Annotated in this window: 18 protein-coding genes and 2 pseudogenes; 13 read left to right on the plus strand and 7 right to left on the minus strand. The window is 66.5% G+C overall.

Translation table 11 applies throughout. From position 1 onward, the window contains the following. Positions 1 to 2 precede the first annotated feature (2 nt). The 5 genes from otnK (at position 3) to denD (ending at position 5,229) form a co-directional block, all read left to right on the plus strand. Positions 3 to 1,289 carry a 3-oxo-tetronate kinase gene (gene otnK, locus DIE11_RS06020; RefSeq protein ID WP_124622199.1) on the plus strand — a complete coding sequence of 429 codons (1,287 nt, stop codon included), beginning with the start codon at positions 3 to 5 and terminating at the stop codon, positions 1,287 to 1,289. Further along, positions 1,289 to 1,927, plus strand: a complete 639-nt coding sequence (locus DIE11_RS06025) for an aldolase (RefSeq protein WP_124622269.1) — start codon at positions 1,289 to 1,291, stop codon at positions 1,925 to 1,927. The genes otnK and DIE11_RS06025 overlap by 1 nt, the downstream gene beginning before the upstream one ends. Positions 1,928 to 2,066: 139 nt before the next feature. Next, on the plus strand, positions 2,067 to 3,392 hold the full coding sequence (locus tag DIE11_RS06030; RefSeq protein ID WP_170296397.1) for an MFS transporter: 1,326 nt from the start codon (positions 2,067 to 2,069) through the stop codon (positions 3,390 to 3,392). A 60-nt stretch (positions 3,393 to 3,452) separates the two neighbouring features. Continuing rightward, entirely contained in the window at positions 3,453 to 4,229 is a 777-nt protein-coding gene (gene otnI, locus DIE11_RS06035) for a 2-oxo-tetronate isomerase (protein WP_059600295.1), read from the plus strand. A 28-nt stretch (positions 4,230 to 4,257) separates the two neighbouring features. Next, a complete protein-coding gene (gene denD / locus DIE11_RS06040) occupies positions 4,258 to 5,229 on the plus strand; it encodes a D-erythronate dehydrogenase (RefSeq protein ID WP_124622201.1) in 972 nt (323 codons plus the stop codon). A 79-nt stretch (positions 5,230 to 5,308) separates the two neighbouring features. On the opposite strand, the gene DIE11_RS06045 is transcribed toward denD, so the two are convergent. The 3 genes from DIE11_RS06045 to DIE11_RS06055 form a co-directional block, all read right to left on the minus strand. Further along, the gene (locus DIE11_RS06045) at positions 5,309 to 6,397 is read right to left on the minus strand and encodes a lysylphosphatidylglycerol synthase domain-containing protein (protein WP_124622203.1); all 1,089 of its coding nucleotides are present in this window, start codon (positions 6,395 to 6,397) and stop codon (positions 5,309 to 5,311) included. Further along, positions 6,394 to 7,563, minus strand: a complete 1,170-nt coding sequence (gene hpnI, locus DIE11_RS06050; RefSeq protein WP_124622205.1) for a bacteriohopanetetrol glucosamine biosynthesis glycosyltransferase HpnI — start codon at positions 7,561 to 7,563, stop codon at positions 6,394 to 6,396. The genes DIE11_RS06045 and hpnI overlap by 4 nt, the downstream gene beginning before the upstream one ends. 68 nt (positions 7,564 to 7,631) lie before the next feature. Further along, positions 7,632 to 8,030 (minus strand): hypothetical protein, encoded by a 399-nt coding sequence (locus DIE11_RS06055; protein WP_124622207.1) that lies wholly within the window; start codon positions 8,028 to 8,030, stop codon positions 7,632 to 7,634. A 231-nt stretch (positions 8,031 to 8,261) separates the two neighbouring features. Here DIE11_RS06055 and DIE11_RS06060 point away from each other — a divergent pair, with 231 nt between their 5' ends. The 3 genes from DIE11_RS06060 to DIE11_RS06070 all read left to right on the plus strand — a co-directional run bounded on the left by DIE11_RS06060 (position 8,262) and on the right by DIE11_RS06070 (position 10,967). Next, positions 8,262 to 8,921, plus strand: coding sequence for a response regulator (locus DIE11_RS06060; protein ID WP_059600300.1), 660 nt, complete (start codon positions 8,262 to 8,264; stop codon positions 8,919 to 8,921). Continuing rightward, positions 8,918 to 10,369, plus strand: coding sequence for an ATP-binding protein (locus tag DIE11_RS06065; protein ID WP_124622209.1), 1,452 nt, complete (start codon positions 8,918 to 8,920; stop codon positions 10,367 to 10,369). The genes DIE11_RS06060 and DIE11_RS06065 overlap by 4 nt, the downstream gene beginning before the upstream one ends. 70 nt (positions 10,370 to 10,439) lie before the next feature. Then, complete coding sequence (locus tag DIE11_RS06070) at positions 10,440 to 10,967, plus strand: cytochrome b (protein ID WP_124622211.1); 528 nt, start codon at positions 10,440 to 10,442, stop codon at positions 10,965 to 10,967. Positions 10,968 to 11,236: 269 nt separating this feature from the next. On the opposite strand, the gene DIE11_RS06075 is transcribed toward DIE11_RS06070, so the two are convergent. Next, positions 11,237 to 11,515 carry a DUF4148 domain-containing protein gene (locus DIE11_RS06075; protein ID WP_124622213.1) on the minus strand — a complete coding sequence of 93 codons (279 nt, stop codon included), beginning with the start codon at positions 11,513 to 11,515 and terminating at the stop codon, positions 11,237 to 11,239. Positions 11,516 to 11,586: 71 nt separating this feature from the next. Beyond that, on the minus strand, positions 11,587 to 11,931 hold the full coding sequence (locus DIE11_RS06080; RefSeq protein WP_124622215.1) for a DUF4148 domain-containing protein: 345 nt from the start codon (positions 11,929 to 11,931) through the stop codon (positions 11,587 to 11,589). Positions 11,932 to 12,135: 204 nt separating this feature from the next. Here DIE11_RS06080 and DIE11_RS06085 point away from each other — a divergent pair, with 204 nt between their 5' ends. Continuing rightward, on the plus strand, positions 12,136 to 12,825 hold the full coding sequence (locus DIE11_RS06085; protein WP_124622217.1) for an aspartyl/asparaginyl beta-hydroxylase domain-containing protein: 690 nt from the start codon (positions 12,136 to 12,138) through the stop codon (positions 12,823 to 12,825). A gap of 28 nt (positions 12,826 to 12,853) precedes the next feature. Here DIE11_RS06085 and DIE11_RS06090 read toward each other — a convergent pair whose 3' ends face one another. Next, positions 12,854 to 13,795, minus strand: coding sequence for a LysR substrate-binding domain-containing protein (locus DIE11_RS06090; protein WP_124622219.1), 942 nt, complete (start codon positions 13,793 to 13,795; stop codon positions 12,854 to 12,856). 78 nt (positions 13,796 to 13,873) lie between these two features. Here DIE11_RS06090 and DIE11_RS06095 point away from each other — a divergent pair, with 78 nt between their 5' ends. Both DIE11_RS06095 and DIE11_RS06100 read left to right on the plus strand, forming a co-directional pair. Next, positions 13,874 to 14,272 (plus strand): nuclear transport factor 2 family protein, encoded by a 399-nt coding sequence (locus DIE11_RS06095; RefSeq protein ID WP_124622221.1) that lies wholly within the window; start codon positions 13,874 to 13,876, stop codon positions 14,270 to 14,272. Between the two features lie 61 nt (positions 14,273 to 14,333). Continuing rightward, positions 14,334 to 14,411: pseudogene (locus DIE11_RS06100) on the plus strand (aspartyl/asparaginyl beta-hydroxylase domain-containing protein); the annotation flags it as partial. Positions 14,412 to 14,596: 185 nt separating this feature from the next. On the opposite strand, the gene DIE11_RS06105 reads toward DIE11_RS06100, so the two are convergent. Continuing rightward, entirely contained in the window at positions 14,597 to 14,872 is a 276-nt protein-coding gene (locus DIE11_RS06105) for an ASCH domain-containing protein (protein ID WP_260437091.1), read from the minus strand. A 42-nt stretch (positions 14,873 to 14,914) separates the two neighbouring features. Between DIE11_RS06105 and DIE11_RS06110 the strand changes: the two genes are divergently transcribed. Both DIE11_RS06110 and DIE11_RS06115 read left to right on the plus strand, forming a co-directional pair. Next, positions 14,915 to 15,163 carry a hypothetical protein gene (locus DIE11_RS06110; protein WP_260437092.1) on the plus strand — a complete coding sequence of 83 codons (249 nt, stop codon included), beginning with the start codon at positions 14,915 to 14,917 and terminating at the stop codon, positions 15,161 to 15,163. A gap of 362 nt (positions 15,164 to 15,525) precedes the next feature. Then, positions 15,526 to 16,190 (plus strand): annotated as a pseudogene (locus DIE11_RS06115) (RHS repeat protein); the annotation flags it as partial.

The raw sequence follows: 16,190 nt of genomic DNA on the forward strand, positions 1-16,190 counted from the left end.
CCATGACCGCTTCCGCTTCCCGTCCCCTGCTCGGCTGCATCGCCGACGATTTCACCGGCGCGACCGATCTCGCGAACATGCTCGTCAAGAGCGGCATGCGTACCGTGCAGACGATCGGCGTGCCCGCCGGCGACGCCGCAATCGACGCCGACGCGATCGTCGTCGCGCTGAAGTCGCGCACGATTCCCGCCGCCGACGCCGTCGCGCAATCGCTCGCCGCCCATGAATGGCTGCGCGCACAGGGTTGCCGGCAATTTTTCTTCAAGTACTGCTCAACGTTCGACTCGACCGACGCGGGCAACATCGGGCCCGTCGCCGATGCACTGCTCGATGCAGCCGGCGGCGGCTTCGCGATCGCGTGTCCGGCGTTCCCGGAGAACGGGCGCACGATCTTCCGCGGCCATCTGTTCGTCGGCGACGTGCTGCTGAACGAATCCGGCATGGAGAACCACCCGCTCACGCCGATGAAGGACGCGAACCTCGTGCGCGTGCTGCAGCGGCAAACGAAGTCGCATGTCGGCCTGATCCGCTACGACACGATCGCCCTGGGCGCCGCCGCCGTGCGCGCGCGGATCGAGCAGCTGCGCGCGGAAGGCGCGCGCTTCGCGATCGCCGACGCGTTGTCGGATCGCGACCTCTACGTGCTCGGCGAAGCGTGCACGGACCTGCCGCTCGTCACCGGCGGCTCGGGCGTCGCCCTCGGCCTGCCCGCGAATTTCCGCCGCGCTGATCAACTGCCCGAGCGCGACAACGCAGCCTCGCTGCCGCGCATCGACGGGTTGTCCGCCGTGCTCGCCGGCAGCGCTTCGAAGGCGACCAACGCCCAGGTCGCCGCGTGGCGCGAAAGCCGCCCGAGCTTCCGGATCGACCCGCTCGCGGCCTCGCGCGGCGAACCCGTCGTCGACGCGGCACTGGCATTCGCGCGCTCGCACCTGCCCCAACCCGTGCTGATCTACGCGACCGCGACGCCCGACGAAGTGAAGGCTGTCCAGCAGGCGCTCGGCGTCGAGGCGGCCGGCCAACTCGTCGAGAGCACGCTCGCCGCAATCGCCAGGGGCTTGCGCGACCTCGGCGTGCGCAAGTTCGTCGTTGCCGGCGGCGAGACGTCCGGCGCGGTCGTGCAAGCGCTCGACGTGAAGTCGCTGCAGATCGGTGCGCAAATCGATCCGGGCGTGCCGGCGACGGCCACCATCGACGCGCAGCCGCTCGGCCTCGCGCTGAAATCCGGCAACTTCGGCACGGTGGACTTTTTCGACAAGGCGCTGCGCGCGCTCGACGGAGCCGCATGATGAGCCACGAAGCGAAACTGCGCGAAGAGATCTGCGTCGTCGGCGCGAGCCTGTATGCGCGCGGCCACGCCGTCGGCAGCGCCGGTAACATCAGCGCGCGTCTGGATGACGGCTGGCTGATCACGCCGACCGACGCCTGCCTCGGCCGGCTCGACCCGAACGACATCGCGAAGGTCGGCCTGGACGGCCAGCCCGTATCGGGCGGCAAGCCGTCGAAGACGCTCGCGCTGCATCGCGGCATCTACGCGCGCAACGCGGAAGCAAACGGCATCGTCCACACGCATTCGACGCACCTGGTTGCGCTGACGCTCGCGGGCGTGTGGCGCGACACCGACGTGCTGCCGCCGATCACGCCGTACTACGTGATGAAGGTCGGCCACATTCCGCTGATCCGCTATCGCCGCCCCGGCGATCCGGCGGTCGCGGCCGAAGTCGCGGCGCTCGCCGACCAGGTGCGCGGCGTGCTGCTCGACCGCCTCGGCCCGGTGATGTGGGGGCAGTCGGTGTCGCACGCGTCGTACGCGCTCGAGGAGCTCGAGGAAACCGCGCGGCTCTGGCTGATGACGAACCCGAAGCCCGAGCCGTTGTCCGACACGGCGCTCGACGAGCTGCGCCAGACCTTCGGCGCACGCTGGTAACGCAACGCATCGCGTCCGGATCACGCAGGACTACGAACCGAGTACCATGCCCGCCGTGTGCGCGGGCCCCTCCATCAGCACACACGACACAATCCGGCGGCGTGCGCGCCGCCGGCACATGACATCCCAGGAGACGACAATGACTGCTCTCGACGCGGCCGCAGGCCGCTCGCCCGCCGCGCCCGCCCAATCGGCCGAACTCGACCGCACCTACAAGAAAGTGTTCTGGCGCATCGTGCCGTTCCTGATGCTCTGCTACGTGGTCGCGTATCTCGACCGCGTCAACGTCGGCTTCGCCAAGCTGCAGATGTCGCAGGACCTCGCGTTCAGCGAAACCGTGTTCGGCCTCGGCGCCGGCATCTTCTTCCTCGGCTACTTCCTGTTCGAGCTGCCGAGCAACATGCTGATGCACCGTATCGGCGCGCGCATCTGGATCGCGCGGATCATGATCACGTGGGGCCTGCTGTCCGCGCTGTTCGCGTTCGTGAAGACGCCGACGCAGTTCTACGTGCTGCGCTTCCTGCTCGGTCTCGCCGAAGCCGGCTTCTATCCGGGCGTGATCCTGTACCTCACGTACTGGTTCCCGTCGCATCGCCGCGCGAAGATCATCGCGGTGTTCATGTCGGCGATCCCGGTGTCGGGCATCTTCGGCAACCCGCTGTCGGGCTGGATCATGGAGCGCTTTCACGGCGGCTCGGGCTTCCACGGCTGGCAATGGATGTTCATGATCGAGGCCGTGCCGGCCGTGCTGGTCGGCATCGCGACGATCCTGTATCTCGACAACAGCATCCGCAGCGCGAAATGGCTCGACGAGCGCGAGAAGCAGATCCTCGAGGATGAAATCGCCGCGCAGCCGCAGGAACAGCAGAAACACGGCCATTCGCTGAAGGCCGTGTTCTCCGACCCGCGCATGTGGTGGATGTCGCTGATCTACTTCGCGTTCGTCACCGGCCAGTACGGTCTCACGTTCTGGATGCCGACGCTCGTCAAGTCGACCGGCATCACCGATACGTTGCAGATCGGCCTGCTGTCGGCGATTCCGTTCGTCGTCGCGATCGTCGTGATGAACCTGTTCGGCCACAGCGCGGACAAGCGCCGCGAACGCCGCTGGCACCTGATCGTGCCGGCGCTGATGGGCGCGGTCGGGTTTGCGGTCGCCGCGTCGTACTCGCACAATACGGCGGTGTCGATCGTGTTCCTGTCACTCGCGGCGGGCGGCGTGCTGACCTGCGCACCGCTGTTCTGGTCGCTGCCGACCGCGTTTCTCGCCGGCTCCGCCGCGGCCGCCGGGATCGCGATCATCAACTCGGTCGGCAACCTCGCCGGGTTCGCGAGCCCGTACGTGATCGGCTACCTGAAGGACGCCACGCACAGCACGGCGTCCGGCATGTACGTGCTGGCCGCCATGCTGGTGATCGGCGCGATCGCCGTGTGGCTCACGCCCGCGAAACTCGTGAACCGCTGATCCGTCATTCGACGCGGGGCGCCGTGCGCCCTGCCCCATTCATTCATAGGAACCGCTGCCATGCCCCGCTTCGCCGCCAACCTCTCGATGATGTACACCGAGCACGCGTTCCTCGAACGCTTCGCCGCTGCCTCGTACGACGGCTTCAAGGCCGTCGAGTACCTGTTCCCGTACGACTTCGCCGCCGAGGACATCCGCGCACGCCTCGACGCGCACAACCTCGAGCAGGCGCTGTTCAACGCGCCGCCCGGCGACTGGGCCGCCGGCGAACGCGGGATCGCGTCGCTGCCGGGCCGCGAGGACGAGTTCCGGCGCGGCATCGACCAGGCGCTCGACTATGCGCGCGTGCTCGGCAACAAGAAGCTGCACGTGATGGCCGGGATGGTCGCGCCGGGCGCCGACCGCGCGCGCCATCGCGATACCTACGTGGCAAACCTGCGGCATGCGGCGCAGGCGGCGGACGCGCATGGCATGACGATTCTGATCGAGCCGATCAACCAGCGCGACATGCCCGGCTATTTCCTGAGCCGCCAGGACGATGCGCATGACATCCGCGCGGAAGTCGGCGCGCCGAACCTGAAGGTGCAGTTCGACTGCTATCACTGCCAGATCGTCGAGGGCGACCTTGCGATGAAGCTCAAGCGCGATTTCGCGGGCATCGGCCACATCCAGATCGCCGGCGTGCCCGAGCGTCACGAGCCGGACATCGGCGAACTCAACTACCCGTATCTGTTCGCGCTGATCGACGCGCTCGGCTACGACGGCTGGATCGGCTGCGAGTATCGCCCGAAGGCCGGCACGTCCGAAGGGCTTGGCTGGCTCAAGCCTTATCTGTAATCCAGGCATTCCGAAGAGGGCTCACAACATGAAAGTACTGATCACCGGCGGCGCCGGCTTTCTCGGCCAGCGTCTCGCGCGCAAGCTGCTCGAGCGCGGCGAACTGACCGGCCCCGACGGCCGGACCGGCAAGATCGACGAGCTGGTGCTGCTCGACGTCGTCAAGGGCAGCGATTTCGGCGACGCCCGCGTGACGTCGATCGTCGGCGACATCGCCGATCGCACGGTGCTCGAAAGCGCGATCGACGCGCAGACGGGCGCGATCTTCCATCTCGCGGCAATCGTCAGCGGGCAGGCCGAAGCCGATTTCGATCTCGGCATGCGGATCAACCTCGACGCGTCGCGCACGCTGCTTGAAGTGTGCCGCGCACGCGGCCATCGTCCGCGCGTCGTGTTCACGAGCTCGGTGGCCGTCTACGGCGGCGTGTTGCCCGACGTCGTGCAGGACGACACCGCGCTGAATCCGCAATCGTCGTACGGCGCGGAAAAGGCGATCGCCGAACTGCTGCTGTGCGACTACGCACGGCGCGGCTTCGTCGACGGCCGCGTGCTGCGGCTGCCGACCATCAGCGTGCGGCCGGGTCGCCCGAACGCGGCCGCGTCGTCGTTCGCGAGCGGTATCATCCGCGAACCGCTGAACGGCGAGGAAAGCGTATGCCCGGTGCCCGGTTCGACGCGGCTGTGGCTGCTGTCGCCGCGCGGCGCGATCGACGCGCTCGTCGCGGGTTGCGAAATCGACAGCGAGAAGCTCGGCAACAAGCGCGTGATCAACCTGCCCGGCCTGTCGGTGTCGGTCGACGAAATGATCGCGGCGCTGCGCGAAGTCGCGGGCGACGACGTCGTGAAGCTGATTCGCCATGCGCCGGACGAGCGCATCGAGAAGATCGTCGGCAGCTGGCCGGGCCGCTGGGACACGGCGCGCGCCGAAGCGCTCGGACTGAAGGGCGACACGTCGTTCGCGGACGTGATCCGCAGCTACATCGCCGACGAGCGGCGTTGATGGCCGCGCCGCCCGGCGGGGCACGCGGCCGCGTCGGCGAGCCGCTTCCCGCCCGGCTGGCAGGCAACGTCGGGCCGCATCAGCGCGGCCCGGCGGACTCCCCGACGGGCATCGATGCGCGCTTCGCCTCGTACGGCGAGCGCGCCGCGCCGGCCGCATGCTGCCATGCCAGCAAGCCCGGCAGATAGAACAGCAAGTCGCGCACGCGCCGCGCGCCGGCGAGCGCCAGGCAAGTCGTCGCGTCGAACCCGAGCAGCCCGCCGATCAGCACGAACCCGCCCTCCTGCACGCCCAACCCGCCCGGCATCAGGAACGCGATGCTGCTCAGGAGCTGGATCAGCGCTTCGATCGCGAGCGCCTGCGCGAATGTAGGATCGGCGCCGAGGAAACGCAGCGCGAGCCAGATTTCCAGCGCATAACCGACGAATTGCAGCGTCTGCCAGATCGCCAGATAGCGGACGACGATACCCGTCTTTCTCCAGATCATCCGGATCGACTGATCGGTGCGTGCCGATTCGCCGACCAGCGCCACCACCTTGCCGCTCGTGACGCGGTTGACCACGCGCATCGCGCGCTCGAACGGCCGCGCGTGCTGAACCAGCGCGAACAGCAGCAGCACCGGCACGAGCGCCGCCATGCCGATGGCGAGGCGCGCGGCCACCTGCGCGGCGTCGGACGACACGTGTTCGAGCACGTAGCCGATCGCGACCAGCGCGAACACCAGCTGGCTGATCAGCGTCAGCTGCATGTCCGCGACGAGGCTCGCCACGGCGGTCGCCGGGCGCACGCCCGCCTGCCGCAGCAGGCTGAACGACACGATCTCGCCGCCGATCCGCGCGACCGGCAACAGCCCGTTGATCGATTCGCGGATCCACACGAGCTTGAGCATCGTCGCGAACGACGGCCGGCGCGGGCCACGGATCAGCATCCGCCAGTCCCACGCATTCGCGAGCATCGGCAGGATGTGGGCCAGCGCGGCGATCAGCAAACCGGCGCCGGCGATCCGCAACCGGTGCAGGATCTCCAGCGGATGCTCGCGCCAGATCAGCCACACCGCGAGCACCAGCCCGGCCAGCGCCGCCGCGCGCCCCGCATGCCGCAGCCGTGCGTCGCGACGCGCGGACCGCCGGTCCGCGCCTTCGACATCGAAATGCGTGTCCTGCATCATGATTTCCCTGCCGGCGACAGCAAGCCCTCGCGATCGACGCGAAAGCGCGTGCCGCGCCAGACGACGTGCGACGAGAAGAAGCTCGACACGAACACCAGGAACTGCAGCAGATCGACGAACGGCAGCCAGAGGGCGCCGCGCAGCCCGGCACCGGTCGCACGGCTCGTTTTCAGCATCAGCAGCGCCCGCGCGGCGAGCGCCGCGACCGTCAGCCAGCAGGCGGCGCGCGTGCCGCCGGAGAACAGCACGGCCAGCAGCGCGAGCGGCACCGGGTGCATCAGCACCGACCCGGCGTGACCGAGCCGGTCCGCCGCGCGAATCGTGCAGCTCCAGCGCAATTCGTGCGCGTACAGGCTGGCGAAGGTCTCTTCGACACAGGCATGTCCGACGACGAACGACGGGACGACGACCTGCGCGCCGACCTGCCGCACCGCTTCGCCGAGCGCGTGATCCTCGGCCAGGTGATGCGCGAAACGCACGAGCCCGCCGATGCGTTCGAGCGTTGCGCGCGTGATCGCAATCGTCTGGCCAAAGCACGGACGGGCGCGTCCGATGAAAAGCCCGGTAATGACGCCCGGCAGGAAATGGTAGTTCGTCATCGCGACGGCGACACCGGGCCAGAAGCCCGGCGACGCGATGCCGCGATACACGCTCGTCACGATGCCGACTTCCGGCTGCTGTAGCGCGCCGACGACGGCACGCAGATAATCGCGCTCGACCAGCACATCGCTGTCGGCGAGACACAGCACCGAATGCTCCGCATGTTCGAGCATGTTGACGAGATTCGCGATCTTGCGGTTCGGCCCGTACAACCGCGCATCGGCGACGACCTTGATGTTCGCGTCCGGATAGCGCGCGCGCAGCGTCTCGACGGCCGCGAGCGCCGCGTCGCCCGCATCGTGCACCCCGAACAGATGCTGTACCGGCCCCGGATAATCCTGGACGAAGAAGCTTTCAAGATGCTGTACGAGATTCCATTCGTCGCCGTGCAGCGGTTTCGCGACGGTGACGCCCGGATAATCGCGCGGCATCGCCCGCGCGCGCGAAAAGAACCGGCCGACGAGCACGCTGGCCGTGACAGTGTAGGCAATGCCGAGCAACACGCACAACCCGCAGGCGATCGACATCGCGCCGGCCAGCGCGTACAGCACATGCAGCAATACCATGCTTCTCCCCAGTGGTGGCCCAGTGACCGCGACGCCCGGGGCCGGAACGCGCGAACGCGCGCTCACCCTTACACGCCGCCGTATCGATTCCCGTTGAGCCGGATATGCAGGACGATCAACCAACGGTACGCGCAATCAGATGACACGACTACCGTGCGGCGATCGATTCCGGACACGCGCACATGGCCGCACACGTCCGCGGCCCTGAACGCCGCGTCGGCCACCTTACGGGCTGACAGGATCGCGGTCGCGACCGCGACGACGGTCCAGATGCGGAATGTCATCGTCGTGAAAAACGCTTCGGGTACGCGCAGCGCAAACAACGAAACCAGCACGAAACACTGAATGAACATACCGGCGAGCGCGGCGATCAACAGGTAGGCGCGCCATCGCTCGATCGTCGAGGGTGCCATCAGGAATGAACCTCCCGTGCGGACGGCCCGCATCGATCGTGCGTCGATCGACATGGTCGCGGGTGGACGGGCAAGCGCGTGCCGGACGCGCCGAACCCGGTTCGGGATCAGGGGAAGCGAAGATCGTCCCGAGAAATGTTGTGGGCGATGGTAGCGGGAATGCCGGTGCCGAACCTTAAGCGTTCTTCAGAATCGGGCGATATTTGAGGGAACGCAATTACAATCCGTTGCACGGCGCGCACAGTCGGGCTCGTACAATTGCACGTATCTGCACACGAATCGACCATGCGACTCCTCCTTGTCGAAGACGACGACCTGATCGGCAGCGGCCTCGAAATCAGCCTGAGTCAGGCCGGTTACCAGGTCGACTGGCTGCGCGACGGTCATGCCGCCGCCGCCGCGCTCGCGACGACGCGCTTCGCGCTCGTCGTCCTCGATCTCGGCTTACCCGGCAAATCGGGAACGGAACTGCTGCGTGCGATGCGGGACGCGGGCGATACCACGCCGGTGCTCGTCCTGACCGCGCGCGGCACCGTGGCCGATCGGGTCCGCGGCCTCGACGATGGCGCCGACGACTATCTCGCCAAACCGTTCGAGCTATCCGAGGTGCTCGCCCGCTGTCGCGCGCTCGTGCGGCGCTCGCAGGGCCGCGCCGGCGACGAAATCGTGTGGCGCGACATCACGATCGACCTGACCACCCAGACGGTGACACGCGATGCCGCGCGCATCGCGCTGACGTCACGCGAATGGACCATCCTCGTTCAGCTCGTCAGTCGTGCGGGCATGCCCCAGTCGCGGGCGCGTCTCGAGGACGGCCTGTATGGATGGCAGGAAGGCATCGAAAGCAATGCGATCGAGGTTCACATCTCGAACCTGCGCAAGAAACTCGGCGCGGAACTGATCCGGACGGTGCGGGGCATCGGCTACGTCGTCGACAAACCATGACCTCGCGCTCGATACGACGCCGCGTTTCGTCGATGGCGCTCGGCTGCGTGACCGTCGTGTGGATCGTCGCCGTGTTCGGCAGCTTCCGGCACGCGACACGCGAGATCGGCGAATGGGAAGACGCCCGTCTCGTCGAATATGCGTCGCTGCTCGTCGATCTTGCACCGGCCGACCTCGAGCGCCTCGCCCGCTTCCCGCCCGACGCGCGCATCGAACTGGCGCACGGCACGTCGGCCGCGCCCCGAGACAACGACGGCGATCGTCTGCCGCGCGACGTGCTGTTCGAAGTCCGGGACGCTCGGGGCAACGTCATTGCGTCGAGCCTTCCGGTCGACGCCGCCGGCCAGCCCGATGCAGCGGGCCGACGCGACACCCCTGCAACGATCGACGTGCGCGGCACGCAATGGCGCACGCACACGCTGCGCAACGACGTGTCGGGGCGATGGATACGGGTGATGGAGCCGGCCAACACGCGCAGCGATCTCGCGACGGGCATCGCGCGCGGCATCGTCTGGCCGCTGATCCTCGCGCTCCCGGTGCTGGCGTTGCTGCTCTGGTACCTGATCGGGCGCAGTCTCGCACCACTGAAAACGCTGTCGACGCAGATCGGCGCGCGCGATGCGCGCTCGCTCGAACCGCTCGCCATCACGACCGTCCCGGAAGAAGTCCGCACGCTGGTCGACGCGATCGACCGCCTGCTCGCCAGACTGCGGCAATCCATCGTGCGCGAGCGGGCATTCACGTCCGACGCGGCGCACGAACTCAAGACGCCGCTGGCCGCGATCAAGGTGCAGGCCCAGGTGGCGCTCGCGACCGACGATCCGGTGCGCAAGCAGCTCGCCATGCAGCGCGTGGTGCAAGGCGTCGATCGCAGCGCGCGTCTCGCCGAACAGTTGCTGCTGCTCGCGCGACTCGACGAATACGAACGCATTCCGGTGCGCGCCGTCGTCGTCCGCGAACTGGTCGACGCGGCCATCGAGCGGCATCTCGCGAAGGCGTCGGATCACTTCATCGACATCGTCGCCACCGGCACGCCCGGGCGAGCGATCCAGGCCGATCCGATCCTGCTCGGCATCCTGCTCGACAATCTGCTCGACAACGCGGTCAAGTACGGCCGGCAAGGTGGCCGCATCGAGATCGACGTACACGACGACGGCACCGCGCAGCACATCGTCGTGCGCGACGACGGGCCCGGCGTCGCCCCGGGCGAGCACGAGCGGCTTGGTGATCGTTTCTATCGCGGCGTCGGCACGCAGTTGCCCGGCAGCGGACTCGGGCTGTCGATCGTCCAGCGCATCGCGCAATACTTCGGCGGAACCGTGCAGTTCGGGCCCGGCATCGGCGGCCGCGGCCTCGGCGTCACGATCGCGGTGTCGTCGGCTGAATCCGCTCGGATCGATGGCACGCAGGCGTTATCGGGCGAAGCCGCTGCGCGGCAGCACGCTTAACGTTTCGTTAAGGATTCGGCCGTAAAATCCGCCGGAAGATACGGTCCTCATCCGCTTGCCAGGAGCTTTTATGTCTACAACCGCCCGATACGACGCAGTCGCACGCCTTCTTCACTGGCTGATCGTGGCGTTGGTCGTCGCGCAGTATGCAATCGGCTGGACGATGCCCGACGTGCATCGCGATACTCAACCGGTCGGCCTGATCGCCACGCACCTGATCGTGGGCACCGCGCTGCTTGCCGCAATGGCTTGCCGCGTGCTCTGGCGCGTGACGCATCGCCCACCCGCCGACGAACTGTCGCCCGCGATGCGCGCGGTGTCCGGCGTGACGCACTTCGGGCTCTATGCACTGCTGATCGCGGTGCCGTTGCTCGGCTGGATCAATGCGTCGTCGCGCGCATGGGCCGTGACGCTGTTCGGCGTCGTCCCGTTGCCGGCGCTGTCGGCGGCCGGCTCGGGATTCGGGCACGCGATGGGCGATGTGCACGGCATCCTCGCGTGGGCACTGTTCGGCGGCATCTGCCTTCACGTCTCGGCCGCGGTCGCGCATCGTTTCGTCCTGCGCGACAGGGTCATGCAACGGATGATGCCCTGGTAATTTCGCCGCCGGCCCCCCCTTGTGCACCGTCACGGGCAGATACCCCGCAATGGCCGATCGCACGCTCGCCTGCATCGCGACTCATCCTGCAATCCACCTGCGCGCCCGTCGGAATCGGGCAACGAGCTGATCGCGGCGCCGCGCGAAGCGGCGCGCGATCGACGGCCTCGCCGTCCGTGCAGTCCGGCCAGACCGCATGCCGCGAACGGCATGCGTATCGCCGTACCGCGAACACGTCGGCCTGAAGACACACACGTACATGTCGACACCTAGTTGCCGGTCTGCACCGGCATGACGGAAGCCGGCGCCGGCGCGGCGGGCAAAGCCGCCATCCTCGCCCGATCCTGCTCGGCGAGCTTCGCCAGCGCGGCCTGAATGTCCGCGGGATATTCGCCGTCGTCCCCCTTCGACGGATCGTAGCCCGCCGCTTCCAGACGAATCAGTTCCTCGCGAACCTGGGCGCGCGTGAGCGGCGCATTCGATTGCGCGAATGCAGCTTGACCGGATATCACGCCGACCATCATCAGTAGTGCGATACATGTTTTCATCATCAACTCCTTCAATCTTGCGCGACGATCAACCTTCGTGGATTTCGGGCCGGCCGCGGCAGTCCGCTACGTCAGCTTCCGAAATACGGCGTGCAGAAGCTCTCGGGGCCCACGCACGCGGCCGAACGCGGACGCGACGGCAGTACCGTCGGCCTTCCCGCATCCGAAGTCGCGGCCGGATCGCTGCCGACCGCCGTTTCGGCCTGATGCCGAGGCATCTGTTCGGCTTGCTGCTGGAACAGCGGGCTCACGTCCGGATACGACGTATCGGTCACGAAGCGCAGCCCCTTGTTTTCGGCGTCGATCAGTTGCTGCCTGACCTGCGCGCGCGTCAGTGCCTGTGCCGACGCTTGCGGCACGATACCCGCGAGAGAAATCGCCGCCACGGCGGCGGCCACCAGCCAATGCGTGTTCATGTTCCACTCCTTGAGAAGTCAACGAGACGACGTGCTACACCCGTATGACGACGCTGGGTGTCCGTTTATTCCCGGAAAGGCGAACCGTTTGTGCCGGACGTTCATCGAACTGTCATTCTTTCGTCAGCCGGCGTAACCTGACGTAACGCAAGCCCCACCGCGCGTGGGGCAGACTGACGACACCTTGTGGATCGCGCCTCGATCATGTCCGTCGCTTACGACTATGCAGCCGGCCTGCTCCGCACGCTGTTCGACCGTCATATCGACAGCGGTGCCGTGCTCGATTCGGCCATGTTCCCCGACGCCGAGCGATTCGTCCGCGCGTGGCCGGCCATTCGCGCGGAAGCGCTGGCCGTCGCGCGCGACCTGCCGCGCATCCCGCGTTTCCACGAGATCATGCGCGAGCAGCACGACATCTCGGCCAACGATGCGCGCGACTGGCGGATGTTCATCATGCAGGCTTACGGCCAGCCGTTCCCGCGCAACCTGTCGCGCTGCCCGACCGTCGCGTCGATCGTCGCGGCGTCGCCGGACGTATTGTCCGCGTCGCTGTCGTTCCTCGCGCCCGGCAAACACATCCCGCCGCATCGCGGACCGTTTCGCGGCATCCTGCGCGGCTATCTCGTGCTGTCGATGCCGAAGCGCGCCGACGGCACGCCGGCCGCGGTGCTGAAGGTCGACGGTCATGAATACCGGCTCGACGAAGGCCGCTTCCTGCTGTGGGACGACACGTTCGTGCACGAGGTATGGAACGACAGCGATGAAGTGCGGATCGTGCTGCTGCTCGATATCCGACGGCGCGGGATGCCGCGCTTGCTCACGTGGGTGTCGAATACGGTGATCGGCGTCGTGCGGCTCGGGATCAGGATTCGCGGGCGGTCGATTCCGGTTTAGCCAACTGCACGACGCGCGCCCTTCGCGGTCAATCCTCGCGCGCGAGACGCGTCAGAACCTCCGCGAGCGCTTGAATCGCGGGTTGCGCGGCGCGCTGCGCCGGGTAGACGAGGTAGTAACCCAGACCGTTGCGCACCACCTCCGGAAACGGCGCGACCAGCGCGCCGGCCGCCAGCCGATCCGCCGCCATGCGCGGATCGCCGATCGCGACGCCGTGTGCGTGAGCCGCGGCCGTCAACGTCAGTTCGAGCGTATCGAATACGAGCCCGGTGCCCGGGTCGATCTGCGTTGCGCCGACGGCGTCGAGCCAGCATCGCCATTCGTCGCGATTGCGCGCGGGATGCAGCAGCGTCGCATGCGCGAGATCGGCGAACGACTTCAACGACGTGCCTGCGTCGCGCGTGCACATCGGCGTAAGGCACTCGTCGAATAAAGGCACGACCACCATTCCTGGCCAGTTTCCGGTACCGCGCACGACGATGGCATCGAAATCGGCGTCGGTGAAATCCGGTGTGTCGTCTGCCGACGTGTGAATACGCAATTCGGTTCGCGGCAACGCGTGATTGAGGGCCGAGAGCCGCGGCAGCAGCCACCGGATCGCGAACGTGGAAGGCAAGCGCAACGTCAGGGTCGACGCGGAATCCGCATGCGCGTGCGCGTGTTGCGCCAGTTGCGCGAGCACGTTGACGGCCACCGTCAGCAACGCGCCGCCTTCCCCGGTCAGCGTCAATCCCGACGGATGACGGACGAACAACGCACATCGGTAGTGCGCTTCCAGTTGCTGCACCTGACGGCTCACCGCACCCTGGGTCCGGCACAGATGCTCGGCGGCCCGGTTGAAACTGCCGAGTTCGGCGGCGGCGACGAACGCCTGGAACGCCGTCAGCGGCGGCAGCGCACGCGTCAGATCCGCCAGCGGATATGCGCGGGCGACATACCCGGGTTGCGGATTATTCGTTTGTTCGGTCATCGCGGCATCGCTATCGTGGTTGAACCGGTTCGCGGCGGCTGTCGCGGCAGGCTCGTCAACAATCAGCGGAGAAATACCATGGTCTCGTCGTCCGACGCACTATACACGCGGCAGGTCGATACCTACCTGAAAGCACTCGAACGCGGCGACGTCGCCGAGATCTGCGCGCTGTTCGCGCCGGATGCACGGATATTCTCGCCGTTTCTCGGCTGGATGGCGCCGCAGCCCTTTTTCGAAAAAGTCGCGGCGGCATCCGGGCAAAGCCGGATCACGCCGCTCGACATCTGCGTCAGCACGACGGGCGCACGTCGGGCCACCGGCTATTTCGTCTACGACTGGGGACTGAAGGACGGCTCCGAGGTGCGGTTCGAGTGCGTCGACGTCTTCGAATTCGACGACGACGCGCGCATCGAGCGCATGGTCATCATCTACGACACGCATCCGGTGCGAAGTACCGTCGGCGACAAATATGCCTAGCCGGATCATTGCGCGACGCAGCAACGTCGTCGCGCCGCCGGCCGCACGGCAAATGTCGCTGCTTACGTGGCTGTCGAATGCGGTGATCGGCGTCGTGCGGCTCGGGATCAGGATTCGCGGGCGGTCGATTCTGGTTTAGCGCACGTCACCGGCGCGCGCCGGGTGATCGATCGTTTCTACCGGCCGCTTGTGTGTCGAAAGGGGACGCGGCACGCCCGGGATGCCGGCGCAATCATCAGGATACCTTGCCGGAGTCATCCGCCAACGCATAGATACCGCGCCTGGCGACGCACGGAAGAGGTGGATCGATCGCACGCACATTCGTCAGTTCCCAGCATACGTATCCGGCGCACCATTGCTAGCCTTGCGCGCGGGCTTCATCAGGCGTTCAGTCGTATTCCCCACGACGTCGACCCACGCGAGCGCGATACCATCGGGATCCTCCTGTCCGTCCTGTCGCAGGAAGATCGTGTTCTGCACCAGCACGAGATCGCGCAGCGGCAGGGCCGGCGGCGCCCACGACCGGATTTCCACCCGCTTGCGGCCCGCAACGATATCGTCGACGGCGGGTTTGACGATCGACAGCGCGGATCGCGGCACGGCAACGGTTTTCTTCCTCGTAAATAACGTCACTTCCAGGCGTTGAAGGTTTCATTACAGGCGCAGGAGATTTCCGCCTTCACGATCCATGATCTGCGGCGCTCAGCCTCCAAGTTGCTGCATGAACAGTGCTGGGAGGCGGACGGGGTGGAGAAAGCGTTGAATCACACCATCGGCGGTGTGCGCGACGTCTACAACCGGGCCGACTATGTTGACCAGCGGCGGAAGATGCTGCAGGCGTGGTTGGGCTACATCGACGGGCGGGCGTCGGCGCGCAATCTTGTGGTGTGAGCAGGTACTGGCGCCGGGCCATGGCAAAACCGCTGCCCCTTGTGCGCCCTTCACGACGCAGAATCAGCCGACCTACGCCATGCGCAATATTAGTCCAGGACCCGGCCGAGACTCCCCCCAGCATTACTGACGCACGCCTTTTTTCGCCCCCGGCCAACGAGAATGGCTGTGCGCTGAAATGAATTTTGTACAGTTAGCCGCCCATCTAAACGGCTTTTCAGATCGATCCTATATTCAAATCGCGAGTAATTGCGCACGCTTGTGCCTGGAGAATTTCATGTACGTCCACATGCTGAGAGCCTGCTGCTAGTCATTCCTTCACTAGAGGCAGTAGTTGTAGGTGCTCAGTTCCTGGAGCACCGATGGCAAGCCAAGCACCTGAAGCGTCCGCATCTTCCGCACGTCCCGTCACAGTCGCTCCGCTCAACCAGATCCAACTGGGTGACGTCGCGCTGACCATCGATGCATTTGGCCAATGGCTGCGCGCAATCACCGACGGAGCAGTGACCCTGGATCGCCTGCGCACCGTTGCAGGCAATCTGCCAGCGGTCCGTAACATCCTCAATCTGGCAGACCTGCTAGGCGATATCGTCACCCTCACCACACGCGAGGACCGTGATACCTCGGACTGGGCGATCGCGAGCATCAATCTGATCGGTCTGATGCCGGCCCCGGCCACCGCGCCTGCCCGCATGACGCTGCGGCCTACACTTTTTCTCGCGCGACAGGAACTGACTGGCGAAAAATCCCTGGTCAGCGAGGCCCTGCTCAACACGTTGACAGTCAATCTGAACAGCGGCATTCGGGGCGAGTTGGACGACTTTGTACAGCAGACCCAACAAAGGCTACCCGGTTTACTGGATGAAGCCGCCACCTTTGGCGAAAGCCTCGTGCTGGATCTCGCCAGCGGTCTGGAGACCCTGACTCAGGCGAACAACGTTGTCGGTACAGCGCCCGGCAAAAGCGAATCAGGGAAGTCGTGGCGCGACCCCTCCGACTTGTTTTCCAACCTCTATGACGCGGCGCT

The organism is Burkholderia sp. Bp9012 (genome assembly GCF_003853825.1).
Lineage (GTDB): Bacteria > Pseudomonadota > Gammaproteobacteria > Burkholderiales > Burkholderiaceae > Burkholderia > Burkholderia diffusa.

Coding starts and splice junctions, on each gene's coding strand:
- otnK (WP_124622199.1), top strand. CDS start 3: ATGACCGCTTCCGCTTCCCGTCCCCTGCTCGGCTGCATCGCCGACGAT.
- DIE11_RS06045 (WP_124622203.1), bottom strand. CDS start 6,397: ATGATGCAGGACACGCATTTCGATGTCGAAGGCGCGGACCGGCGGTCC.
- DIE11_RS06070 (WP_124622211.1), top strand. CDS start 10,440: ATGTCTACAACCGCCCGATACGACGCAGTCGCACGCCTTCTTCACTGG.
- DIE11_RS06080 (WP_124622215.1), bottom strand. CDS start 11,931: ATGAACACGCATTGGCTGGTGGCCGCCGCCGTGGCGGCGATTTCTCTC.
- DIE11_RS06090 (WP_124622219.1), bottom strand. CDS start 13,795: ATGACCGAACAAACGAATAATCCGCAACCCGGGTATGTCGCCCGCGCA.
- denD (WP_124622201.1), top strand. CDS start 4,258: ATGAAAGTACTGATCACCGGCGGCGCCGGCTTTCTCGGCCAGCGTCTC.
- DIE11_RS06060 (WP_059600300.1), top strand. CDS start 8,262: ATGCGACTCCTCCTTGTCGAAGACGACGACCTGATCGGCAGCGGCCTC.
- DIE11_RS06055 (WP_124622207.1), bottom strand. CDS start 8,030: ATGTCGATCGACGCACGATCGATGCGGGCCGTCCGCACGGGAGGTTCA.
- DIE11_RS06030 (WP_170296397.1), top strand. CDS start 2,067: ATGACTGCTCTCGACGCGGCCGCAGGCCGCTCGCCCGCCGCGCCCGCC.
- DIE11_RS06085 (WP_124622217.1), top strand. CDS start 12,136: ATGTCCGTCGCTTACGACTATGCAGCCGGCCTGCTCCGCACGCTGTTC.
- DIE11_RS06095 (WP_124622221.1), top strand. CDS start 13,874: ATGGTCTCGTCGTCCGACGCACTATACACGCGGCAGGTCGATACCTAC.
- DIE11_RS06065 (WP_124622209.1), top strand. CDS start 8,918: ATGACCTCGCGCTCGATACGACGCCGCGTTTCGTCGATGGCGCTCGGC.
- DIE11_RS06075 (WP_124622213.1), bottom strand. CDS start 11,515: ATGAAAACATGTATCGCACTACTGATGATGGTCGGCGTGATATCCGGT.
- DIE11_RS06025 (WP_124622269.1), top strand. CDS start 1,289: ATGAGCCACGAAGCGAAACTGCGCGAAGAGATCTGCGTCGTCGGCGCG.
- otnI (WP_059600295.1), top strand. CDS start 3,453: ATGCCCCGCTTCGCCGCCAACCTCTCGATGATGTACACCGAGCACGCG.
- hpnI (WP_124622205.1), bottom strand. CDS start 7,563: ATGGTATTGCTGCATGTGCTGTACGCGCTGGCCGGCGCGATGTCGATC.